The sequence below is a fragment of the Pseudonocardia sp. NPDC046786 genome, assembly GCF_040645415.1.
Lineage (GTDB): Bacteria > Actinomycetota > Actinomycetes > Mycobacteriales > Pseudonocardiaceae > Pseudonocardia > Pseudonocardia kongjuensis.
The window spans coordinates 140993-163283 of record NZ_JBEYYF010000007.1 but is presented as its reverse complement, the minus strand read 5'-3'; the positions used below and the strand labels follow the sequence as shown (position 1 = coordinate 163283).

The window sequence follows — 22291 nt, the reverse complement described above, 5'->3', positions numbered from 1 at the left end:
GGGCGGATGTTCGACATCCAGCCCGAGCACGGGGTCGAGGACACCGGGACCGGGACCTACCCCGGCTACCCGGGGTACGGCGTCGACTCCGACGTCGCGCCCTACGACGACTACGCCGACCACTACGCGGGAGCCGACGCCGCCCGCACCGGTCGTCCGGCCGGCCGGGCGGGCGGGCCGATCGGCGGGCCCAACGGCCGTGCCGGTGGGCCGGACGGCCGTGCCGGTGGGCCGGACGGCCGTGCCGCGCGGCCGTCCGGACGTGCAGCCGGGCCGGCCGACGGTGCCGGTGGGCCGGCCGGTCGGAACGGTGCGCCGGGTGACGTCCCCGGGCGGGGCCCCGGCGGCCCGCGCGGGGCCGCCGGTCCCGCCGGGCAGCCCCGGGCGACCGACGGCGCCGGCCGCAACGGCACGGGGCGCAGGCCCCCGGCGCCGGACCGCGCCTCGGCCACCGCGGCGGTCCCGCAGGTCCGCCGCGACGCCTCCGGCCGGTTCCGCAGCGCCACCCCCGAGGAGCGCGACGAGCGGGTCGCCCCGGACGGCCGCTGGGACCGCTCCGAGCCCCCGCTGCTCAGCCACCGCAGCGAGGGCGACGAGCCGGCCTACGCCCGCGACCGCACCCCGCAGGGCTTCGACGGCGGTGACCCCGACGATCCCGGGTGGGGCCGCGCGGGATCCGGCGCAGCGGCGTACCGCGACGGCGGTGACGATGGGTACGACGAGCGGGACGAGGCCGACGAGTACGGCGACGACCAGTACGACGACGACCAGTACGACGACGACGAGTACGGCGTCGGCGACGCCCCGCTGTCGGTGCCGCCGCCCGGCAGCGGCGGCCGCCCGCTCGGCCCGGCCGACGTCGAGGAGCTCGACCCGTCGATGACCGACGCGCTCGCCCGCGTCGATCTCGGGGCGATCCACGTCCCGGTGCCCTACGGCGCCGAGCTGAAGCTCGAACCGGCGGGCGCCGAGCGCCCGCAGGCCGTCCACCTGCTGCTGCCCGAGGGCCGGATCGCGGTCAGCGCGCTCGCCGCACCCCGCTCGTCGGGGTTGTGGGCCGACCTGTCGGCCGAGATCGAGCAGTCGCTGCGCAACGGCGGTGCGCGGATCCGCACCACGCGCGGCGACTGGGGTCGCGAGCTGCACGCCCGCACCGAGAACGCCGCGTCGGTGTTCGTCGGCTGCGACGGGCCGCGCTGGATGGTCTACGGCGTCGCGACGGCGGCGCTGGAGACCGTCGAGGCGCTGGACGTGGAGCTCCGCCGGGTGCTGCGCGGGATCATCGTCGTGCGCGGGAAGTCGCCGTACCCGCCGCGGACGGTGCTGCCGCTCGAGCTGCCCGAGCACATGCGCGAGGAGCAGCCCGACGTCGCGCCGCAGAAGCCGAGCATCACGGTGTCGGTGCCCCGGCCCGCCGGGGAGTCGGGGGCCACGAAGGCACCCGCGACCGGTGCGACGCCGCGGCCGGGCGCCGCCCCGCAGCGCGAGGACGCGCGCCCCGCGCCCGCCGCGGCCCGTCGCGCCCCGGCCGGCGGGCCGGTGTCCGCGCCGCTGCGGCGCCCCGACGGTCCCGCACCGGAGCCGGAGACCCGGGCCCTGCCGATGGTGGGCCGGCGTCCCGCCGCGGCCTCGGCGGTCCCCGACGAGACCGCCGCCGAGCGGACGGCCCTCGCCCGGCCGATCCCGCCGGAGGCACCCGCCGAGCGCACCACGATCGCCGCAGGTCCCCAGGACCTCGACGAGCCGGACGCCCTCGCCCAGCCGGCGACCGGCCGCTACGGCAGGCCCGACCGGCGCACCCGGCCGGCGGAGCCGGCCCGCGGCGCCCCGGTGCGCGACGACCGCGAGCAGGCCGCCCCGCCGCGCCGGCGGACCGGTCCGGCGACCGGGGCCGGCCGGGTGCCCGCTCCCACGGCCCAGACCCCCCGGGGGCCGATCCACGCGCCGCGCCCGGCGCACGCCCCGGAGCCGGTTCGTGAGTCCGCCCGCGCCGCGGAATCGGTCCGGGAGCCGGTTCGCGCCGCGGAATCGGCCCTGGAGTCCGCTCGCGTCGCAGAACCGGTTCGTGATCCCGCGCGTGCTGCGGAGCCGGTTCGCAACCCGGAACCGTCGCTGCGTGACCGGGCGCCGGAGCCGGCGCCGGAGCCGCCGGTCCGCCGCGACCCGGCGGTGACCTCGCTGTCGGTGGCGGATCTGCTGGCCGAGGCGGAGGCCGCCCGGGAGGAGCAGGCCCGCAGCGAGCGCGCCGACCGCAACCGGCGCGAGCGCGCCGACCGGAGCGACCGGGCCGAGCGTGCCGACCTCGGTGACGGTGCCGGTCGTCCCGGCCGGTCGGGGGATGACACACCGCCGTTCGGCGCGGGTGCATCGGACATCCCACCGGCCGCCGACCCGGACGCCGGTCGGCGGACCCGGCGTCGCCGGTCCGAGGACCGCGACCCGGGGGACCGGGTCGAGGCAGCAGAGCTGCTCGCCGGTCGCGACGGCACCGAGCCCGACGACCGGGCCGGGACCGACCGGCCGGGGACCGACCGGGCCGGGACCGGGCCGCGTCCCGCGCTGGCGATCGAGGACATCCCCCTGTCCGACGTCCCACTGATGGAGGCGACGCTCGACCGGATCCCCGAACCGCCGCCCGCGCTGCCGCGCCGCGAACGACACGAACGTCCGGCCGCCGCGGACCGGCCGGAACGCACCACCGGCCGCCGCCGGGACGACGATCCGGCAGGTGGCGCCGACGAGGGCTGGATGTCGGCGGAGATCGCCGCGGCCCGCCGCTCCGGGCGACACGGCGAGGGCACCGGCGGCGGGATGTCGGTCGCCGACATCCTGGCCTCGGCCGCGCTGGACGCCGGGACCGGTCGCCGCCGGTCCGGGACCGCGCCCAGCGCGACGCCCGGTGGCGAGCGGTCCGGATCTGGTCTGAGAGAGCCGGGGGAGACCCGGTACGGGACCACCGGCCGGGCGCGATCGAACGGGAACGCGCCGCACCGGGACGCCGCTGCCCGGTCCACGGAGCGACGGTCCGGTGGCCGGGTGAACGGGGACCACCGGACCGGCGGCCACGCCGCCGAGCCCGGCGGCCACGACCGGGACGGCCAGGTGAACGGCACCCACCCCGTCGAGTCCGCCGACCGGCCCACCGTGGATCCCGGGCCCGGGGGAGACGACCTGTTCCGGGCACCGTCGGCCGCCGACCGATACCGCGACGGCGGCCCGACCTCGGCCGACGAGGCCCGCAGCGCCCTGCAGGACCTGCTGCGCAGCGCGTCGGCCGGGCGCCCGGACGGTGCCGGGCCCGCCCCGTACGACGACGAGCCGGTCCGGCGCCCGAACGGCGTCACCGGCCTCGCCGACTACCGTGCGAGCCGGGCCATGGCGTCCTCCCGCGGCACCGCGGGCGACCCGGGGGACGGCCCGGACGAACCGGTCGGAGAGGCCGGTCGCGCGGCGGGCGTCTCCGGTGTGACCGGGCAGTGGTCGTCCGGTCGGCGCAGCAACGGCACCGATCCCCGCGACCTCGGGAAGCACCGGCGGGACTGAACGGCGGGCGCACCACCGGCCCGGTCCGCCGGTCCGCCCGGCAGCGACCACCGGGCGCCGGCGGGTGACCGGTGGTCGCGCCCGGCCACCCGCTGTGAGCTGCCGTTGCGCGGGCACAAACCGGGGCCCGCGCGCGTTACCCTTGGCGCGCGACACCACGGCCCGGCGGGTCGCCGCACGATGTGCGGAACACGGGCCACGCGGGGCGAGGAGGGACATGGGCAGCACGGACGGCGGGGCGTTCCGCCGGATGCTCCGCACACTCACCAGCGACGTCGACGAGCTCGACGCCCGCGACCTGGCCGAGGACGTCGAGGAGACCGGTGCACGGCCGGCCCGCGACTGCACCTGCGGCGAGGAGGTCACGATGCTCGGCCGGATCCGCAGCGTCGAGCTCTGCCCGCAGAGCGCCGACGCCACGCTGAAGGCCGAGCTGTTCGACGGCACCGACGGCGTCACCCTGGTCTGGATGGGCCGCCGGCGCATCCCCGGTATCGAGGCGGGCCGCACGATGCGCGTGCGCGGGCGGATCTCCGTCCGTGACGGGCAGAAGGTGCTGTACAACCCGTACTACGAGATCTGCCAGCCCCAGCAGTAGCCCGCCCCGGCCCGGTGCACCGGGCCGCGACGAACGATCGGAATCCGTGAGCGACCACCACGAGGCCCCGACCACCCGGCTCCCGCGGGTCGACCCGCCGCCGGCAGGCGACGAGCAGACCGGCCCCGTCGGGCCACCGGTGCCCGGCGGTGGGCGCGACCCGCAGGCCGGGCCGACCCTGATGGAACAGATGGGCGGCCTCTCCGGGATCGTCGCCTCCTCGGTGCCGGTCGCGGTGTTCGTACTGGTCAACCTGATCGCCGGGCTGCAGCCGGGGCTGTACGCGGCGCTCGCCGTCGGCGTCGCGGTGATGGTGTGGCGGCTGGTCCGCCGTGACCCGATCCAGCCGGCCGTGTCCGGCCTGCTCGGCGTCGGCATCTGCGCGCTGGTCGCGCGGCAGACCGGCGAGGCCCGCGGCTTCTACCTGCCCGGCCTGCTCATCAGCTCGTTCTTCGCGCTCACCGCGATCGTGTCGATGATCGTGCGCTGGCCGATCGCCGGGGTGATCTGGAACGGCATCAACTCGCGCGGCATGGAATGGCGGGAGAACCCGGTCCTGCTTCGGGCGTACACGATCGCCACCGGGTTGCTCGCGGTCGTCTTCGTCTCCAGGGTGGTCGTGCAGGGACTGCTCTACGACGCCAACGCCGAGACCTGGCTGGGCATCGCCCGGCTCGCGATGGGCTACCCGCTGCTGGGCCTCGCGCTGCTGGCGACCGTGCTGATCGTGCGGCGGGCGGAGAGCGCCACCCGCGTCTGACGGCCGGGCCCACGACCGGGGCTCACGGCCGGGCCAGGGCCTCCCGGATGTCGTCCTCGACCGCGGTCGTCGCGACGAACAACAGCTCGTCACCCGGCTCCAGGGCGTCGTCGGGCTGGGGCACGATCACCCGGCCGCCACGCAGGATCGTCACCAGCGCCGAGTCCGGCGGCAGCGACACCGAGCGTACCGGGCGGCCGGCCAGCGGCGTGTCCTCGGGCAGCGTCACCTCGACCAGGTTCGCCTGGCCCTGGCGCAGCGTCAGCAGCCGCACCAGGTCGCCGACGGCGACGGCCTCCTCGACCAGCGCCGCCAGCAGCCGCGGGGTGGACACGGCGACGTCGACCCCCCAGTTCTCGCCGAACAGCCACTCGTTGCGCGGGTCGTTCACCCGGGCCACCACCCGGCGCACCCCGAACTCGGTCTTCGCCAGCAGCGACACCACGAGATTGACCTTGTCGTCGCCGGTCGCCGCGATGACCACGTCGCATCCCTCGACGCCGGCGTCCTCCAGCGAGGCCAGCTCGCAGGCGTCGGCGTGCACCCACTCGGCGTCCGGGACCGCGCCCGGGTCGATCTGGGCGAGCTCGCGCTCGATCAGCATCACCCGGTGCCCGGACTCGACGAGCTCCAGCGCGATGGAACGCCCGACGGCGCCCGCCCCGGCGATCGCGACCCGCATCAGTCCTCCTCCGGCGGCGCCGCGGCGGCCGCCGTCACGTCGCTGACCGTGCCCGACACCGCGGCCACGTACACCGTGTCCTCGGCCTGCACGATGGTCGTCGCGGTCGGGAGCACCCCGCTGCCGAACCGGACGATGAACGCCACCCGCGACGCGGTCGCCTCCTCCAGGTCGCGCACCGACCGGCCGACCCAGTCCTCGTGCAGCGGCAACGGCAGCACCGCGACCGTGCCGGTCGGCTCCCGCCAGGCGGTGGCGACGCCGTCGGGCAGCAGCATCCGCAGCAGCCGGTCGGTCGTCCACGGCACGGTGGCGACGGTCGGGATGCCGAGCCGCTCGTAGACCGCGGCCCGCTTCGCGTCGTAGATCCGGGCGACGACCTTCTCCACGCCGTAGCTCTCCCGGGCCACCCGGGCCGCGATGATGTTCGAGTTGTCCCCGGAGGAGACGGCGGCGAACGCGTCCGCCGAGTCCAGCCCGGCCTCGTCGAGCACGCTGCGGTGGAAGCCGAACCCGACCACCTGCCGGCCCCGGAAGTCCGGGCCGAGCCTGCGGAACGCCTGCGGGTCCCGGTCGATCACGGCGACCTCGTGCCCGAGCCGCTCCAGCCCGGAGGCGAGGGACGAGCCGACGCGTCCACATCCCATGATCACGACGTGCATGGCGAGCTGGGTCCTTCCGGCGGGCAACAGCCCGGGATGTACGATTCGTTCCGTCTGTGCCGCACCGGGTCACGACGGGGCGCACGTTATCGCGTCGCCGTGTTGCACGAGGCATAGGCTGCGCTCGTGTCCACGCTCGTCGTCGCCCTGAAGCGGCTCGTCGTCGGCCGACCGCAGCGCAGCGACCGCCTGACCAGCACACTCCTCCCCAAGCGGATCGCGCTCCCGGTGTTCGCCTCGGACGCGATGTCGTCGGTGGCCTACGCCCCCGAGGAGATCTTCCTGACGCTGTCGGTGGCCGGCGTCGCGTCGTACGTGATGTCGCCGTGGATCGGGCTGGCGGTCGTCGTCGTCCTGCTGACGGTGGTGGCGAGCTATCGGCAGAACGTGCACGCCTACCCGTCCGGCGGCGGCGACTACGAGGTCGCCACGGTCAACCTGGGCCGCAACGCCGGGCTCACCGTCGCCAGCGCGCTGCTGGTCGACTACACGCTCACCGTCGCGGTGTCGATCTCCGCGGCGGCGGCGAACATCGGCGCGCTGGTGCCCTACGTCGCCGAGCACAAGGTGCTGTTCGCGGTGTCCGCGATCGCCGTGCTCACCGCGATCAACCTGCGCGGGATCCGGGAGTCCGGGGCCGCGTTCGCGGTGCCGGTGTACGCGTTCGTGTTCGGCGTCGGCACGATGATCATCTGGGGGCTGACCCGGATCCTGATCCTCGGCGACGACGTCCGGGCCGCGAGCGCCGATCTCGACCTGGTCGCCGAGGGCGACGCCTTCACCGGTCTGGCGCTGGTGCTGCTGGTGCTGCGGTCGTTCACCCAGGGCGCAGCCGCGCTGACCGGTGTCGAGGCCATCTCCAACGGGGTGCCCGCGTTCCGCAAGCCCAAGTCGCGCAACGCGGCGACCACGCTGCTGCTGCTCGGCGTGATGTCGGTGTCGCTGTTCATGGGCCTGATCGCGCTGGCCCAGCTGACCCACGTGCAGATCGCGGAGGACCCGGCGCGGCAGTTCCCGGACGCCCCGGAGGGCTACCGCCAGCAGACGCTGATCGCGCAGCTCGCCGACGCCGTGTTCGACAACTTCCCGCCGGGCTACCTGTTCGTGATCGTGATGACCGCGCTGATCCTGGTGCTGGCCGCGAATACCGCCTTCAACGGCTTCCCGGTGCTCGGCTCGATCCTGTCCCAGGACCGCTACCTGCCCCGCCAGCTGCACACCCGGGGCGACCGGCTGGCGTTCTCCAACGGCATCGTCGTGCTGGCGCTGTTCGCGATCCTGCTGGTGGTCGGCTTCCAGGCCGAGGTGACCCGGCTGATCCCGCTCTACACCGTCGGCGTGTTCGTGTCCTTCACGCTGTCCCAGGCCGGGATGGTCCGGCACTGGAACCGGGAGCTGGAGCTGGGCCCCGAGCAGGCGCAGCGCCGCCGGATCCGGCGCAGTCAGGCGATCAACGGGTTCGGGGCCTGCATGACCGGCCTGGTCCTGGTCACCGTGCTGATCACCAAGTTCACCCTCGGCGCCTGGATCGCGATCGTCGCCATGGCCGGCTTCTTCCTGCTCATGCGCGGCATCCAGCTGCACTACGACCGGGTCGCCGCCGCGCTGGTGGCCGACGAGACCGACGACGTGCTGCCGTCGCGCAACCACGCCGTCGTCCTGGTGTCCACCCTGCACAAGCCGACGCTGCGGGCCCTCGCCTACGCCCGCGCGACCCGGCCGGACATACTGGAGGCCGTCACCGTCAACGTCGACGACGCCGAGACCAAGAAGCTGGTCGACCAGTGGCACCGGCGCGGGGTCCCGGTCCCGCTCAAGGTGGTGGAGTCCCCCTACCGGGAGATCACCCGGCCCGTGCTGGACTACGTGAAGCGGATCCGCACCGACTCGCCGCGCAACGTCGTCACCGTCTACATCCCGGAGTACGTCGTCGGGCACTGGTGGGAGCAGGTGCTGCACAATCAGAGCGCGCTGCGGCTCAAGACGCGGCTGCTGTTCCAGCCGGGGGTGATGGTGACGAGCGTGCCGTGGCAGCTGCCGTCGTCGTCGCGGGCCAGGGCGCTGTCGCCGCTGCAGGCGCCGGGCGCGTCCCGGCGCGGCTACCCGGACGGCACCGCCGGACCGGGCGAGGACACACGTACGACGACGGGCAGCGCTCGCACGAAGGAGACACGCCGGTGACCGACTGGACCGACCGGATGCTGGAGCTGCTGGTCGGCCCGGTCGCGCACGGCGGGCACTTCGTGGCCAGGGCCGCCGAGGACGGCACCCCGGGGGTCGACGGCGACGGCCGGGTCGTGTTCGTCCGGCACGCGCTGCCGGGGGAGCGGGTCCGGGCGGTGGTGACCGAGGACCCGGGCGGCGCGTTCTGCCGGGCCGACACGGTCGCCGTGCTGGATCCCTCCCCGGACCGGGTGGAACCGGCGTGCCCGTGGGCCGGTCCCGGCGGCTGCGGCGGCTGCGACTTCCAGCACGCGGCACCGCCGGCCCAGCGCGAGCTGAAGACCGCGGTGCTGCGCGAACAGCTGGACCGGCTCGCGTGGCCGGCCGCCGGGCTGTCGTCGGTGCCGCTGCACGAGGTCGTCGTCGAGGAGCTGCCCGGTGGCCCGTTCGGCTGGCGGACCCGGGCCCGGCTCGCCGTCGACGACGCGGGCGTGCCCGGCCTGCGCGCGCACCGCAGCCACGACGTGTGCGAGATCGCGGACTGCTCGCTGGTCCCCGCCGGCGCGCTCGGGCCGGTGCTGGAGCAGCGGTTCGCCCCGGGGACCGAGCTGGAGGTGACGGTCGGCGACGACGGCGCCGCCCGGGTCGGTACCGGCACCACGGTGCGCGCCGCCGGCCGGACCTGGGAGCTGTCGCCGGGGACGTTCTGGCAGGTGCACCCGGCGCTGGCGGACACCCTCGCCGGCGTCGTCGGGGACTGGGCGGACGCCCCGGCCGGCGGTGTCGCCTGGGACCTCTACGGCGGCGTCGGGCTGCTCGGGTCGGTGCTGGCCGGGCAGGTCGGGCCGGACGGCACGGTGATCGTGGTGGAGTCCTCGTGGTCCGCGGCGCAGGACGGCCGGGCCGCGCTCGCCGACCTGCCGCAGGTCAGGTTCGTGCCCGGCCGGGCCGAGCGGGAGATCGCCCGACTCGGCCCGGACCCGGACGTCGTCGTCACCGACCCGCCGCGGGCCGGGCTCGGCGCCGCCACCGTGCGCGCGCTCGCCGACCGCCGCCCGCGCCGGGTGGTGCACGTCGCCTGCGACCCGGCCGCGCTCGGCCGGGACCTCGCGCTGTTCGCCCGGGCCGGCTACCGGGTGGCCGCGCTGCGCGGGTTCGACGCGTTCCCGATGACCCATCACCTGGAGGCCGCCGTGCTGCTCGAACGGCTCGGCTGACCGGTCGCCGGGGGCCCGGCGCGGGCCGCGCCCGGATTCCGCGGCCGTCCGGCGGCCCGCTAGGCTGGGAACGGAAGCGAATACGCCGAACGTTTCACGCCCTCGTATTCCAATTGGCAGAGAAGGCGGTCTCAAACACCGTACAGTGTGGGTTCGAATCCCACCGGGGGCACGGTCCAGCAGATCCACCGGCCGTTCCGGCACGGTTCCGCCTCGCCCGCCCGGGTCCTTCGTCCCGACCGCCCGGGGACCGCGGCCCGCGGCGCACCCTCCCGCCGCAGGCCATCGTCGGTGTCACCGACGACGGAGAGGGACCGGTAGATGGACGACCCGACGGTGGCCCCGGTGGTGTGCGGGGTGGACGGTTCCGGGCAGGCGCTGGCCGCGGTCCGCTGGGCCGCGCAGGACGCGCTCGCCCGGGACCTCCCGCTGCGGCTCGTCGCCGCGACCGGGCGGCTCGACGACGACGGCGGGCTCGCCCCGATCGGCGCCGCGGACCGGGCCCGCCGGGCCAGGGAGACCGCGGCCCGCAACCTGGAGGACGCGGTCGTCGTGGCCCGGGAGGTGCTGCCCGCGCACCGGATCTGCACCGCGGTCGCGGAGGCCTCCGCGGTCACCGCGCTGCACCACGAGTCGGTGCACGCCCGCCTGCTGGTGCTGGGCGACCGCGGCCGCGGCGGCTTCGCCGAGCTGCTCGCCGGCTCGGTCGCGGTCGGCACGGCGGCGACCGCCCGCTGCCCGGTCGTCGTGCTGCGCGGGTTGCACACCCCCGGCGGTCCGGTGGTCGTCGGCGTCGACGGCGCCGCCCGGGCACTCGTCGCGGCCTCCGCCGGCGCCAGGCTGGTCGTGGTCGGGTCCCGCGGCCGCGGCGGCATCGCCGGGCTGCTGCTCGGCTCGGTCAGCCGGGCGCTGCTGCACCACGCGCACTGCCCGGTGCTGGTCGCGCGCAACGAATCCGCACCGGCCTGAGGTCCGCTCACGACCCCGTTCCGGGCCGGCGGCCCGGCTCGGGCCCGCCGGCCACGGCCAGGCCCCGGGGTGCGGCCCGCCGGGACCCGGCGCCGGTCACGGCTCCGCCGGCCCGCACCCAGGCCGCCGCCCAGCCGATCGCGAGCGCCCATCATCGGCATCGCCCGCAGGCCGACCCGCAGGTCCTCCCACAGGGCGTCCGGTTCCAGCCCGGTGAACGCCCGGATCGACGACGCAGAGCAGCCGCAGCCGTCGCCGCTCGGCGTCGGCCCGGTCGAACACCGGGACCACCACCTGTTCGTAGTCGGCCACGGAGATCCGCCCGACCGGGCGGAAGCCGTAGACGCCGTCCAGGAGCTCGATCATGGTGCTGTCCCCTCTCGTGCCTGTCCGGCCGACGATCGGCACCCGCGGCCGGCCGGGCCAGGGCACTTGGGGTGCGCCCGCGCCGGGTCCGACGGCGTGAACCGGGAAATGAGGGACGGTGCGCCCCTGGCCGATCGGACGGGTAACGCGTCCACGGTGGCGTGTTTCCGCACACGAAAGGCCGAAGTGAGACGACCCGGACGGGGGTCCGCGAGTAGCCTCGGGGTCCGGTCCCAGTGGCCCTGTACTCCAGTGGCCCCGTGTGTCAGTGCCCCGAGTGCCCGTGCCCCGTACGTACCCCGAAGGAGTTCCCCGGTGACCGACAACGTTCCCGCAGAGAAGCCGGCCGAGGGCGGCCCGCAGCCCGGGTGGCGGGTGCTGGTCGTCGAGGACGAGGCCCTGATCCGGATGGATCTCGCCGAGATGCTCTCCGAGGAGGGCTACCAGATCGCCGGCGAGGCGGGCGACGGCGAGGCGGCCATCAGCCAGGCCCGCGAGCTGTCCCCGGATCTGGTGATCATGGACGTCAAGATGCCCAAGAAGGACGGCATCGAGGCGGCCGCGACGATCGTCGAGGAGAAGATCGCCCCGGTCGTCATGCTGACCGCGTTCAGCCAGCGTGACCTGATCGAGCGCGCCCGCGACGCCGGCGCCATGGCCTACCTGGTCAAGCCGTTCGCCCGGCACGAGCTGGTGCCGGCGATCGAGCTCGCCGTCTCCCGGTTCGCCGAGAAGAAGGCGCTCGAGGACGAGGTGGCCTCGCTCAACGAGCGGTTCGAGACCCGCAAGGTCGTCGACCGGGCCAAGGGCCTGCTGATGACCCACCAGAAGATGTCCGAGCCCGAGGCGTTCCGCTGGATCCAGCGCACCGCGATGGACCGCCGGACGACGATGAAGGCGGTTGCCGAGGCCGTCGTCGACGGGCTGGCGCCCGCCAAGTCGTCCTCCTGACGCACCGCCGCACCGGCTCCCACTGCAGCCCCCGCAGCCACCCGGCCGCGGGGGCTGCGGTGCGTTCCGGGGCCGGATCACATCGTGCGCACCCGGCCCGGCGTTACAGCACCGACAGTTTCAGAACGATTCCGATTCTGCCGATCCGGTTCACCGAGAACTGACCGGTCACTGCGCGTGGCAAGGTGCACACCCGGAAAGATCATTACGTGACGGTCGTGAGTCGAATCATCACATTCGTGTCACGAGCGGTGATCGGCTCCCATTTCCTGGTTCGCGCGTACTAGTTTTCCGCCATCCTCCCGCGCGACTTCGACGGCGGGGGGCGGTCGAAGGGGAACCTGTATGACGCGATCAACGTGGCGATTCGCCGCCCTGGCCGGGGTGACGACGCTGGTACTTGCCGGCTGTGGCGGCGGTGGGGACGCCGGCGCCGGTGGAGAGGACACGGCGGGGAGCGAGGCTCCGGCCGCCGCCGGCCAGGAGTGCACACCGCCGCAGGCGCAGCCCACCGGTAACCCCAGCACCGAGCCGCTGAAGATCGGCACGCTGCTGCCCGAGACCGGCAGCCTGGCCTTCCTCGGCCCGCCGGAGTTCGCCGGTGTCGAGGTGGCGCTCGCGGAGATCAACGAGGCGGGTGGCGTCGTCGGCAGCCCGGTCGAGCACCTGCGCGGCGACTCCGGTGACGACACCACCGACATCGCCAACCAGACGGTCGACCGGCACCTGGCCTCCGGGACCCAGGTCATTGTCGGCGCCGCGGCGTCCGGCGTGTCCAAGCTGGTGATCGACAAGATCACCGGTGCGGGTGTGGTGCAGTTCTCGCCGGCGAACACCTCGGACGAGTTCACCTGCTGGGAGGACGCCGGGCTGTACTTCCGGACCGCTCCGCCGGACGTCCTGCAGGCGCAGGCGCTCGCGCAGCTGATCACCTCCGACGGTGGTCAGCGGGTGAGCATCCTGGCCCGTAACGACCCGTACGGCGCCGGGCTGGCCGACAACACCGAGCAGAACCTGGTCTCCGCGGGCATCCCGCAGGACCAGATCCAGAAGATCATCTACGACCCGAACGCGGCGTCGTTCAACCCGGAGATCGACCAGATCGCGCAGTTCGATCCTGACTCGATCGCGGTGATCGGCTTCGACGAGTCGAAGCGCATCATCACCCGGATGAGCGAGGTCCAGATCGGGCCGGCCCAGAAGGGCGTCTACGGCACCGACGGCAACATGGGCAACGCCCTCGGCGAGGGTCTGCCGCCCGGGCTGCTGGAGGGCATGAAGGGCACCACGCCGCTCACCGAGCTCTCCGGGGACTTCGAGCAGCGGCTGCGGGCCGAGGACCCGAGCCTGACCGACGTCAACTACGCCGGTGAGTCGTACGACGCCGTGATCATCTCGGCGCTGGCGGCCGAGGCGGCGCAGTCGACGAACGGTGCCGACATCGCGTCCGAGATCAACGGGATCACCAAGGACGGCGAGAAGTGCACCACCTTCGCCGACTGCAAGGCGATCCTCGACCAGGGCGGTGACGTCGACTACGACGGCGTGACCGGCACCCTGGACTTCACCGACGCCGGTGAGCCCGGTTCCGGCTCGTACGGTGTGCTCACCTTCACGGGGGAGAACACGCTGGCCGACGACCCCACCTTCATCCGGGTGGGTGCGCAGGGCTGAGTCCCGACGCACGACGAGGGGGCGGGCCCGCGGGTCCGCCCCCTCGTCGTGCGCCGGCCCGGGAGCCGTGGGTCGTGTGCACGTCCCGCGGATCGCACCCGCGGCCCTGGCGGCACGCGCCGGGGTCGGCTCCGACTTCGGTGCCCTGCCGGGTGGTTCGTGCCGCTGCCGGGCCGCTCGGAGAAGGCGCCGTCTGCCCCACGGCGATCTCGCGACCTCGCACCTCCAGCGCGACGTCGCACCGTGTAGTCGGGGTGCGCCGTCGTGCTGGGGGTGCGACGAGCTGCGCCGGAGACCGCGACGCCCGCTCCCGCCGCACCCGCGCCGGCCCACGGACCCGGCCCGGACCACGAACGGCCCCGCACCCCGGGGAGGGGTGCGGGGCCGTCGTCGTCGCGGCTCAGCCCTTCTTCTCGCTGCTCCCGGCCAGGGTGCCCAGGTACAGTTCGATCACTTTCGGGTCGTTCAGCAGCTCCGCCCCACCGGCGGTGTAGGCGGCGCGGCCCTGGTCCAGCACGTACCCGCGGTCGCAGATCTGCAGGCACCGGCGGGCGTTCTGCTCGACCATGATGACCGAGACGCCGGCGGCGTTGATCCGCTTGCAGCGCACGAACACCTCGTCCTGCAGCATCGGCGAGAGCCCGGCCGACGGCTCGTCGAGCAGCAGCACCGACGGTTCCATCATCAGGGCGCGGCCCATCGCCACCATCTGGCGCTCACCGCCGGACAGCGACCCGGCCTTGGTCCTGCGGCGCTGCCCGAGCATCGGGAACAGGTCCGCGACCTCGTCGAACCGCTTGCTGAACGAGCGCGGCCGCAGGAACACCCCCATCTGCATGTTCTCCTCGATGGAGAGCGAGGGGAACACGTTGTCCCGCTGCGGGACGTAGCCGACGCCCTTGGTGACCAGTACGTGCGCCTTCGCCCCGGTGATCTCGGTGTCCCGCAGCCGGACGGTGCCAGTCCGGACCGGGATGAGCCCGAACATCGCCTTGAGCAGCGTGGACTTGCCCGCGCCGTTCGGGCCGATGATCCCGACGATCTCGCCGTCGCGGAGGAAGAAGTCGCTACCGGTCAGGATGTCGACGCCGGGGACGTACCCGGCGACGAGCGAGTCGATCCGCAGCAGCGCGCCCTCGGCGAGCCGGTTGTGCGCCTCGGAGGTGGCGGCCTCCTCCGGGGTCATCACGGGTGTGGCGTCGCTGTTGTCGCTCATGTGCGCTTCCCCTCCGGGCCGCCGGCCTCGGGCGGGGGCCCCTCGAGCCCACCCTCGGCCTCGGCGGCCTCCATCTCGGCCACGATCTCCGCGGTCTCGCCGACCGGGTTGCCGTCGGCGTCGAACTCCAGGACCTGGTCGTGGTGCGAGCCGAGGTAGGCGTCGACGACGGCCTGGTTGGACGACAGCGCCGACGGCGGCCCCTCCGCGATCACCTGCCCCTGTGCCATGACGACGACCCAGTCGCTGATGTCGCGGATGACGTCCATGTCGTGCTCGACGAACACCACGCTCATGCCCTCGTCGCGCAGCGACTTGACGTGTCCGAGCAGGCTCTGGGTGAGCGCCGGGTTCACGCCGGCCATCGGCTCGTCGAGCATCACGACCTTGGGCTCCATCATCAGCGCCCGGGCCATCTCCAGCAGCTTGCGCTGCCCGCCGGAGAGCGACCCGGCCAGGTCCTCGGACTTGGCGTCGAGCTTGAACCGGGCCAGCAGTTCGCGGGCCTGCTCGGTGATCTGGCGCTCCTGCGCACCCCAGCCGGTGAACAGCGCGCCGAGGAAGCTCTCGCCGCGCTGGCCGGTGGCGCCCAGCTTCATGTTCTCCATGACGGTCATGCCGGCGAGCGCCTTGGTCAGCTGGAAGGTGCGGACGACGCCGCGCCGGGCGACCCGGTGCGGCGGCAGCTTGTCCAGCGGCGTGCCCTCGTACACCCAGGATCCGGTGTCGGCCCGGTCGAACCCGGTGAGCAGGTTGAACAGGGTCGTCTTGCCGGCGCCGTTCGGCCCGATCAGGCCGGTGATGGCGCCGCGCTGGAACTCCAGGTGCGCGACGTCGACGGCGGTGAGGCCGCCGAACGTGCGGGTCACGCCGTCCACGGTCAGCACCGGATCGGGCTTGGCGACGCCCGGTTCCGGGGGGACGCCGGCGAGCGCGTGTGCGGGGTCCGGCCCGCCGGCCGGGACGACCGGGATGACGGCCGTCCCGTCGGCGCCGCCGTCGCGCGTGACGTCGGTCCGGTCGTCGTTGCTGTGGTCGTTGGTGTGGTCAGCGGCCATCGCCGAGCACCTCCCTCCGGCGTCCGAAGATGCCCTGTGGTCGGAACACCATCATGAGGCCCAGGAAGACGCCGACGAGCACGAACCGGATCGCGCCGACGTCCTGGGACGAGATGAAGGGCAGCAGCGGGTTCTCACCGGCGGTGGCCTGGCGCAGGAACGCGTCCGACACCGACAGCAGGAACCAGAACAGCATGGCACCGACGACCGGTCCGAAGACCCGGCCGGCGCCGCCGAGGATGAGCGCCGCGTAGGCGAAGAAGGTCTGCGGCGGCGAGTAGAAGTCCGGGGTCAGCGACTGGGTCGCCAGCGCGAACACGATGCCGCCGAGTGCGCCGAACACACCGCCGAGCGCGAGCGCCTGCATCTTGTAGGCGAACACGTTCTTGCCGAGGGCGCGGGCGGCGTCCTCGTCCTCCCGGATCGCCTTGAGAACGCGGCCCCACGGGCTGCGCACGAGCAGCCAGGTGAGCAGCACGCACAGGCCGACCACGGTCCAGCCGACGACGATCGACCACAGGTCGGGCCCGCGGACGGTGAGCCCGAGGATGTTGTACGTGGGCTGGGTGAACGGGTTCGCGGCGGCGAAGGCGTCGCCGAAGCCGGTGAGGCCCTGGGTGCCGCCGGTGAAGCCGGTCTGCGACGTCGACCGGGTGATCAGGCGCAGGATCTCGGACGCGGCGATCGTGACGATCGCCAGGTAGTCGGCGCGCAGCCGGAGCGTCGGGATGCCCAGCACCAGCGCGAGCACGACACCGCAGGCCATGCCGATCAGGACGCCGAGCCAGAGCGGGGCGCCGTAGTTCGCCACCGAGATGCCCATGCCGTAGGCGCCGACCAGCGCAAAGCCGATCTGGCCGAAGTTGAGCAGGCCGGTGTACCCGAAGTGGATGTTGAGGCCGAGTGCGAGCAGCGCGAAGAAGATGGCCGACGGCCCGATGAGCTGCGAGAACCCGACGGTGAGGAGCTGTCCGAAGTCGATCATGATGTCCTCCTCAGCCGATCCGGGCCTTGGACCCGAGCAGGCCCTGCGGCCGGAACACGAGGATCACGATCAGCACCGCCAGTCCGCCGAGGTACTTGAGGTCCAGCGGCAGCACCAGCGTGGACAGCTGGACCAGGATCCCGACGATCAGGCAGCCCAGCAGCGCGCCGTAGGCGGTGCCGAGGCCACCGAGGATGACCCCGGCGAACATCAGCAGCAGCAGCCGGAAGCCCATCTCGTACTGGACCGTGCTGGAGAGCTCGGAGAGCGCGAACAGCACGCCGCCGAGGGTGGCGAGCGCCCCGCCGAGCATCCAGACGAACAGGATCACCCGGTCGACGTTGATGCCGGACGACGCGGCCAGGTCCCGGTTGTCGGAGACGGCGCGCATCGCCTTGCCGATGCGGGTCTTCTGCAGCAGCAGTGCGACCGCGAGCAGCACCACGACCGACACGATGATCGCCGACAGGTCCTTGTCGGTGAGCGCGATCGGCCCGTAGTTGCGGACGGTCTGCGCGGTGTAGTCCGCGAACGACTCGGAGCGGCCGCCGAAGAAGATCAGCACCAGGTACCGCAGCGCGATGCCGAGGCCGATCGACACGACGAGCTGGGCGATCAGGCCCGCTCCCCGGCGTCTCAGCCGCCGCCATATCCCTAGCTCGTTGGCCGCGCCCAGGAGTGCGCCGACGAACATCGCGATGATCGTCGCCGGGATCAGCTGCACCCCGCCGCCGACGTTGATGAACCAGGCGACGACCGCGCCGATGGTGACCATCTCGCCGTGTGCGAAGTTGGTCAGCCCGGTGGTGCCGAAGATCAGCGACAGGCCGACCGCGGCGATGCCGATGACCAGCCCGAACCGGATGCCGTCGACGAGCAGGCGCAGGAACGTGGCGAAACCGCCGCCCGCCGCCCCGGCGACCTCCTCGCCGAACCGGAAGACGACGGTGTTCAGCGAGCCGTCGCTGACCTCGCGGGTCGTCTCGCCCTGCAGCACCTCGGTACCGGCGGGCAGCGTGGACTCGTCCAGCCGAAAGGTGTAGCTGCCGGCGGCGGGGACGGTCAGCTCCCAGCGGCCGTTCTCGTCGGAGACCGCCTCGGCGGCCGGGGCGCCGTTCTGCTCGGCGACGATCGTCACGCCGTCCAGCGGCTCGCCGTCCTGGTCGCGCAGGGTGCCGCTGACGTCGATGCCGTCGGTCTGCTGGGCGGGTGAGACGGCCGCCTGCGGGGCGGCCGGGGGAGCGGCGGTGGCGGCGAGCGCGGTGCCGGACAGGGCGAGCCCGCCGACGAGTACGACGAGCAGGCCGATCAGCCAGCGTGCTGCGGCGGGGACCGATGTCCGTCGCGGGACGGCGCCCGCGCGGACGGTCCCCGCGCTGTCGGCGCGGTCGCGGCGCGGAGTGCGGGGTGGTGACAACGTTCGTCCGTCCTCGTGGGGCGTCGTGCGGACACCCGGGTGGGTGATCTGGGGGAACGTAGCCGAGGAGAGGACTGGTACGAACGTCTCGAACCAGGCCGTAGCCGAGACGTAACCCGTGACTAGCGGATTGCGATGGTCAGGACACGAGGGGTCGTGTGTCGCGGTGCAGACAGGTGAGCCGCGCGGTGCAGATGCGCCGTCCGTCGTCGTCGACGAGCACGATCTCCGAGGTCGAGGTGGATCGTCCGACGTGGATCGGCCGGGCCGTCCCGGTGACGTGCCCGGCGGTGGCCGAGCGGTGGTGGGTGCAGGCCAGCTCCAGGCCGACCGGGAAGCGCTCCGGGAGGGCGTGCAGCGCTGACAGCGTGGAGCCGAGGGTCTCGGCCAGCACGCCGCTCGCGCCGCCGTGCAGCAGGCCGAACGGCTGCAGGTTGCCCGCGACCGGCATCCGGCCGACGACCTCCTCCAGGCTCAGGGAGACGATCTCGATCCCCATCCGGTCGTTGAGCTGGCCACCGGCGTGTTCCGGCGGGATCTGGGGGAGCTGGGCGGGATCGATCGGCACCGGGGCACCCTAGACCGACCCGGCGTGCCCGGTGGAGCGGTTCCGGACACATCACGGCGTGCGCACTTGCCGTCGGGGTCCGGGTCGGCGATCTTGACCGAGAAAGTGGCAGCACCGGGAAGGAACGAGAGAGCGCATGGTCAACGACACCAGGCCGACGGCGACCGAGGCGTGGTCGATGATGCTCGAGGGCAACCTGCGCTGGCAGCGCGACGAGCGTCAGGAGCCGCGCCGGTCGGCGGAGGAGCGGGCCGCGGTGCTCGCGGAGCAGAAGCCGGCCGCGATGATCCTGTCCTGCTCGGACTCGCGGGTGCCCGCCGAGCTGGTGTTCGACCTGGGACTGGGGGACCTGTTCGTGGTCCGGACGGCGGGCCAGGTCGTCGACGACGCGGTCCGCGGCACGCTGGCGTTCGGCGCCGGTGCGCTCGGCATCCCGCTGCTGGTCGTGCTCGGCCACTCGCAGTGCGGTGCGGTGAAGGCCGCGGTGGAGGTGGCGGGCGGGGCGCCGTCGCCCGCGCCGGCGACGCTCGGTGCGCTGGTGCAGGACATCGTCCCGGTGTGCGCGGGCGCGGCGGACGGGGACGAGGGGATCGCCTCGGCGGTGGACGCCAACGTCCGCCGGGTGGTCGCCCAGCTGACCGCGGACCCGTCGTTGTCCGGGGCGGTCTGCAACAACCGGCTGACGATCGTCGGGGCCCGCTACGACCTGCCGACCGGCGCGGTGCTCGAGGTCTGAGCCCCGCCGGGCCTGTGGGTCACGAAGATCGCCGTGCCGGGGAACAGCTCCCCGCGCAGCGGCGACCACTGCCCCCACACCCGATCGTGCCCCTCCGGCCACTCCGGCTCGACCAGGTCCTCCAGGACGAGCCCGGCGGCGACCACGTCCCGGACCCGGTCGCCGAGCGTGCGGTGGTGCTCGACGTAGGTGGCCCGGCCGGTGGCGTCCACCTCCAGGTACGGGGTGCGGTCGAAGTAGGACTGGGTGACGGTGAGCCCGTCCGGGCCGGGATCGTCCGGGAACGCCCAGCGCATCGGGTGGTTCACCGCGAACACCCAGCGGCCGCCGGGACGGAGCACCCGGTGCACCTCGCGCATCACCCGGGCCGGGTCGGCGACGAACGGGATCGCCCCGAACGCCGAGCACGCCAGGTCGAAGCTGGCGTCGGCGAACGGCAGGTGCTCGGCACCGGCCTGCACCAGCGGGACGTGCGTGCCGAGCTCGCGGTTGAGCCGGGCGGCGTGCCGGAGCATCCCGCCGGAGACGTCGAGCGCGACCGGCAGCGCGCCCTGGCCGGCCAGCCACCGGCTGCACGGCGCGGAGCCGGCGCCGACCTCGAGCACCCGGGCGCCGGGTAGCGACGCCGCCGGGCCGAGCAGCCGGGCGTCGGCCTCGTGCAGATTCTCCGGGCACCAGACGAACTCGGCGTCGCCGATGTCCGAGCCGTGCTCGGCGAGGTAGTCGTCGGCGTCGGCGTCCCACCACCGCCGTCCCGCGCTCTCGGACTCGGCGCTGCCCACCCGGCGGCGGGCGAGACCGGCGGTGCCGACGACCGACTCGGCGGTGCCGTACTCGTCCCGGCTGCTCATGACCACCCGATCGTCATCACCCGATCGTCGCAGAGCCCGGGCCGGTCGTTGCCGCTCACCCGTTCACCCGGACCCGCATTGCCCCGGTCATCACGGCCCGCGTAGCATGTTGTGCGCACTGTGGTCAACGTGGCGGAGGACCGTCGACGCCGGGCTCGCCCGCACGACCGTTCCGCCGCACACCGGTACCGACCACGGGAATCGACGCCAGAGGGTGACTGTTAGAACGTCACAGCTACACACACCAGAAGCGGGTGCTGCTGCAGCAGCGTCCGCACCGAGACCGCCAGAGAAATCCATCGGAGCACCCCACTACATGTCCACCGACACCACCGCCGCCCCGACCACGCCGCAGGTCGCTATCAACGACATCGGGTCGGAGGAGGACTTCCTCGCCGCCATCGACCTGACGATCAAGTACTTCAACGATGGCGACATCGTCGAGGGCACGATCGTCAAGGTCGACCGCGACGAGGTCCTGCTCGACATCGGCTACAAGACCGAGGGCGTCATCCCCTCGCGTGAGCTGTCGATCAAGCACGACGTCGACCCCGCAGAGGTGGTCGAGGTCGGCGAGTTCGTCGAGGCCCTGGTTCTCCAGAAGGAGGACAAGGAGGGCCGCCTGATCCTGTCCAAGAAGCGCGCTCAGTACGAGCGCGCCTGGGGCACGATCGAGGCCCTCAAGGAGGCCGACGAGCCGGTCGAGGGCACCGTCATCGAGGTCGTCAAGGGCGGCCTGATCCTGGACATCGGGCTCCGGGGCTTCCTGCCGGCGTCGCTGGTGGAGATGCGCCGGGTGCGCGACCTCCAGCCCTACGTCGGCCGCAAGATCGAGGCCAAGATCATCGAGCTGGACAAGAACCGCAACAACGTGGTCCTGTCCCGTCGCGCCTGGCTGGAGCAGACCCAGTCCGAGGTCCGCAGCGAGTTCCTCAACCAGCTGCAGCGCGGTCAGGTCCGCAAGGGCGTCGTCTCCTCGGTGGTCAACTTCGGTGCCTTCGTCGACCTGGGCGGTGTCGACGGCCTGGTGCACGTCTCCGAGCTGTCCTGGAAGCACATCGACCACCCGAGCGAGGTCGTCGAGGTCGGCCAGGAGGTCACCGTCGAGGTCCTCGACGTCGACCTGGACCGCGAGCGCGTCTCCCTGTCGCTGAAGGCGACCCAGGAGGACCCGTGGCGGCTCTACGCCCGGACCCACGCGATCGGCCAGATCGTCCCGGGCAAGGTCACCAAGCTCGTCCCGTTCGGCGCGTTCGTCCGCGTCGAGGAGGGCATCGAGGGCCTGGTGCACATCTCCGAGCTGGCCGAGCGCCACGTCGAGATCCCGGAGCAGGTCGTCCAGGTCGGCGACGACGCCATGGTCAAGGTCATCGACATCGACCTCGACCGGCGCCGCATCTCGCTCTCGCTGAAGCAGGCCAACGAGGGCATGACGGTCGACACCGAGTTCGACCCGACCCGCTACGGCATGGCCGCCGAGTACGACGACCAGGGGAACTACATCTACCCCGAGGGCTTCGACGTCGACACCGGCGACTGGAAGGAGGGCTTCGACGAGGCCCGCGCCGCGTGGGAGAAGCAGTACGCCGAGGCGCACACCCGCTACGAGCAGCACATCGCCCAGCTCCGCAAGGCAGCCGAGGCCGAGGCGGCCGGTGGCGACGATGTCGCTCCGGCGAACTACTCGTCGGGCGGTGACACCGAGGAGCGCTCGTCCGGCCCGGCCGAGACCAGCAGCAGCGGTGGCTCGCTCGCCAGCGACGAGCAGCTCGCCGCCCTGCGGGAGAAGCTCTCCGGCGGAGCCTGATCGACCGGTCCGGTCCGGTCCCGCTCCGGGCCGGATCACGATCCACACCGAGCCCCGGTGACCCACGT

General features: G+C 73.5%; 19 protein-coding genes and 1 tRNA gene. 11 read left to right on the top strand and 9 right to left on the bottom strand.

Features of this window, described 5'->3' with window-relative positions:
- Positions 1-6: 6 nt before the first annotated feature.
- The 3 genes from ABZ881_RS11355 to ABZ881_RS11345 all read left to right on the top strand — a co-directional run bounded on the left by ABZ881_RS11355 (position 7) and on the right by ABZ881_RS11345 (position 4901).
- On the top strand, positions 7-3543 hold the full coding sequence (locus ABZ881_RS11355; RefSeq protein ID WP_358483793.1) for a DUF3710 domain-containing protein: 3537 nt from the start codon (positions 7-9) through the stop codon (positions 3541-3543).
- Between the two features lie 217 nt (positions 3544-3760).
- A complete protein-coding gene (locus ABZ881_RS11350) occupies positions 3761-4141 on the top strand; it encodes an OB-fold nucleic acid binding domain-containing protein (RefSeq protein ID WP_344026310.1) in 381 nt (126 codons plus the stop codon).
- A 46-nt stretch (positions 4142-4187) separates the two neighbouring features.
- Positions 4188-4901, top strand: a complete 714-nt coding sequence (locus ABZ881_RS11345) for a DUF3159 domain-containing protein (RefSeq protein WP_344026308.1) — start codon at positions 4188-4190, stop codon at positions 4899-4901.
- A 22-nt stretch (positions 4902-4923) separates the two neighbouring features.
- On the opposite strand, the gene ABZ881_RS11340 is transcribed toward ABZ881_RS11345, so the two are convergent.
- Positions 4924-5583 (bottom strand): TrkA family potassium uptake protein, encoded by a 660-nt coding sequence (locus ABZ881_RS11340; protein WP_358483791.1) that lies wholly within the window; start codon positions 5581-5583, stop codon positions 4924-4926.
- A complete protein-coding gene (locus ABZ881_RS11335) occupies positions 5583-6245 on the bottom strand; it encodes a TrkA family potassium uptake protein (protein WP_344026303.1) in 663 nt (220 codons plus the stop codon). Before ABZ881_RS11335 ends, ABZ881_RS11340 begins: the two co-directional genes overlap by 1 nt.
- Positions 6246-6371: 126 nt before the next feature.
- Here ABZ881_RS11335 and ABZ881_RS11330 point away from each other — a divergent pair, with 126 nt between their 5' ends.
- The 4 genes from ABZ881_RS11330 (at position 6372) to ABZ881_RS11315 (ending at position 10594) form a co-directional block, all read left to right on the top strand.
- Complete coding sequence (locus tag ABZ881_RS11330) at positions 6372-8426, top strand: APC family permease (RefSeq protein ID WP_358483789.1); 2055 nt, start codon at positions 6372-6374, stop codon at positions 8424-8426.
- A 17-nt stretch (positions 8427-8443) separates the two neighbouring features.
- Positions 8444-9625, top strand: coding sequence for a class I SAM-dependent RNA methyltransferase (locus ABZ881_RS11325; protein ID WP_358483972.1), 1182 nt, complete (start codon positions 8444-8446; stop codon positions 9623-9625).
- Positions 9626-9723: 98 nt separating this feature from the next.
- Positions 9724-9797: transfer RNA gene (locus ABZ881_RS11320), tRNA-Leu, on the top strand.
- 149 nt (positions 9798-9946) lie between these two features.
- Positions 9947-10594, top strand: a complete 648-nt coding sequence (locus tag ABZ881_RS11315; RefSeq protein WP_358483787.1) for a universal stress protein — start codon at positions 9947-9949, stop codon at positions 10592-10594.
- Positions 10595-10690: 96 nt separating this feature from the next.
- Here the strand turns inward: ABZ881_RS11315 and ABZ881_RS11310 are convergent, their stop codons facing one another.
- Positions 10691-10960, bottom strand: coding sequence for a hypothetical protein (locus ABZ881_RS11310; RefSeq protein ID WP_358483786.1), 270 nt, complete (start codon positions 10958-10960; stop codon positions 10691-10693).
- Between the two features lie 315 nt (positions 10961-11275).
- On the opposite strand from ABZ881_RS11310, the gene ABZ881_RS11305 reads away from it, so the two are divergent.
- Entirely contained in the window at positions 11276-11911 is a 636-nt protein-coding gene (locus ABZ881_RS11305; protein ID WP_358483785.1) for a response regulator, read from the top strand.
- 345 nt (positions 11912-12256) lie between these two features.
- Positions 12257-13585, top strand: coding sequence for an ABC transporter substrate-binding protein (locus tag ABZ881_RS11300; protein WP_358483783.1), 1329 nt, complete (start codon positions 12257-12259; stop codon positions 13583-13585).
- A gap of 400 nt (positions 13586-13985) precedes the next feature.
- Here ABZ881_RS11300 and ABZ881_RS11295 read toward each other — a convergent pair whose 3' ends face one another.
- The 5 genes from ABZ881_RS11295 to ABZ881_RS11275 form a co-directional block, all read right to left on the bottom strand.
- Positions 13986-14801, bottom strand: a complete 816-nt coding sequence (locus ABZ881_RS11295) for an ABC transporter ATP-binding protein (protein WP_358483781.1) — start codon at positions 14799-14801, stop codon at positions 13986-13988.
- Positions 14798-15859, bottom strand: a complete 1062-nt coding sequence (locus tag ABZ881_RS11290) for an ABC transporter ATP-binding protein (protein WP_358483779.1) — start codon at positions 15857-15859, stop codon at positions 14798-14800. Before ABZ881_RS11290 ends, ABZ881_RS11295 begins: the two co-directional genes overlap by 4 nt.
- Positions 15849-16844: a branched-chain amino acid ABC transporter permease gene (locus ABZ881_RS11285; protein ID WP_344026284.1), complete on the bottom strand. Its 996-nt coding sequence runs from the start codon at positions 16842-16844 to the stop codon at positions 15849-15851. Before ABZ881_RS11285 ends, ABZ881_RS11290 begins: the two co-directional genes overlap by 11 nt.
- 10 nt (positions 16845-16854) lie before the next feature.
- Positions 16855-18261 carry a branched-chain amino acid ABC transporter permease gene (locus tag ABZ881_RS11280; protein WP_358483778.1) on the bottom strand — a complete coding sequence of 469 codons (1407 nt, stop codon included), beginning with the start codon at positions 18259-18261 and terminating at the stop codon, positions 16855-16857.
- A gap of 139 nt (positions 18262-18400) precedes the next feature.
- Positions 18401-18829, bottom strand: a complete 429-nt coding sequence (locus tag ABZ881_RS11275) for a hotdog fold thioesterase (protein WP_358483776.1) — start codon at positions 18827-18829, stop codon at positions 18401-18403.
- Between the two features lie 136 nt (positions 18830-18965).
- On the opposite strand from ABZ881_RS11275, the gene ABZ881_RS11270 reads away from it, so the two are divergent.
- Positions 18966-19565 (top strand): carbonic anhydrase, encoded by a 600-nt coding sequence (locus ABZ881_RS11270; RefSeq protein WP_358483774.1) that lies wholly within the window; start codon positions 18966-18968, stop codon positions 19563-19565.
- Here ABZ881_RS11270 and ABZ881_RS11265 read toward each other — a convergent pair.
- Complete coding sequence (locus tag ABZ881_RS11265; protein ID WP_358483773.1) at positions 19529-20416, bottom strand: class I SAM-dependent methyltransferase; 888 nt, start codon at positions 20414-20416, stop codon at positions 19529-19531. The genes ABZ881_RS11270 and ABZ881_RS11265 overlap by 37 nt on opposite strands.
- Before the next feature lie 316 nt (positions 20417-20732).
- Here ABZ881_RS11265 and rpsA point away from each other — a divergent pair, with 316 nt between their 5' ends.
- Positions 20733-22223, top strand: a complete 1491-nt coding sequence (gene rpsA / locus ABZ881_RS11260; protein ID WP_344026274.1) for a 30S ribosomal protein S1 — start codon at positions 20733-20735, stop codon at positions 22221-22223.
- Positions 22224-22291: the final 68 nt, after the last annotated feature.

Excerpts from the sequence above, each read along its gene's own strand:
- ABZ881_RS11355 (WP_358483793.1), top strand. The coding sequence starts at position 7 with ATGTTCGACATCCAGCCCGAGCACGGGGTCGAGGACACCGGGACCGGG.
- ABZ881_RS11350 (WP_344026310.1), top strand. The coding sequence starts at position 3,761 with ATGGGCAGCACGGACGGCGGGGCGTTCCGCCGGATGCTCCGCACACTC.
- ABZ881_RS11340 (WP_358483791.1), bottom strand. The coding sequence starts at position 5,583 with ATGCGGGTCGCGATCGCCGGGGCGGGCGCCGTCGGGCGTTCCATCGCG.
- ABZ881_RS11335 (WP_344026303.1), bottom strand. The coding sequence starts at position 6,245 with ATGCACGTCGTGATCATGGGATGTGGACGCGTCGGCTCGTCCCTCGCC.
- ABZ881_RS11325 (WP_358483972.1), top strand. The coding sequence starts at position 8,444 with ATGCTGGAGCTGCTGGTCGGCCCGGTCGCGCACGGCGGGCACTTCGTG.
- ABZ881_RS11315 (WP_358483787.1), top strand. The coding sequence starts at position 9,947 with ATGGACGACCCGACGGTGGCCCCGGTGGTGTGCGGGGTGGACGGTTCC.
- ABZ881_RS11310 (WP_358483786.1), bottom strand. The coding sequence starts at position 10,960 with ATGATCGAGCTCCTGGACGGCGTCTACGGCTTCCGCCCGGTCGGGCGG.
- ABZ881_RS11300 (WP_358483783.1), top strand. The coding sequence starts at position 12,257 with ATGACGCGATCAACGTGGCGATTCGCCGCCCTGGCCGGGGTGACGACG.
- ABZ881_RS11295 (WP_358483781.1), bottom strand. The coding sequence starts at position 14,801 with ATGAGCGACAACAGCGACGCCACACCCGTGATGACCCCGGAGGAGGCC.
- ABZ881_RS11290 (WP_358483779.1), bottom strand. The coding sequence starts at position 15,859 with ATGGCCGCTGACCACACCAACGACCACAGCAACGACGACCGGACCGAC.
- ABZ881_RS11285 (WP_344026284.1), bottom strand. The coding sequence starts at position 16,844 with ATGATCGACTTCGGACAGCTCCTCACCGTCGGGTTCTCGCAGCTCATC.
- ABZ881_RS11270 (WP_358483774.1), top strand. The coding sequence starts at position 18,966 with ATGGTCAACGACACCAGGCCGACGGCGACCGAGGCGTGGTCGATGATG.
- ABZ881_RS11265 (WP_358483773.1), bottom strand. The coding sequence starts at position 20,416 with ATGAGCAGCCGGGACGAGTACGGCACCGCCGAGTCGGTCGTCGGCACC.
- rpsA (WP_344026274.1), top strand. The coding sequence starts at position 20,733 with ATGTCCACCGACACCACCGCCGCCCCGACCACGCCGCAGGTCGCTATC.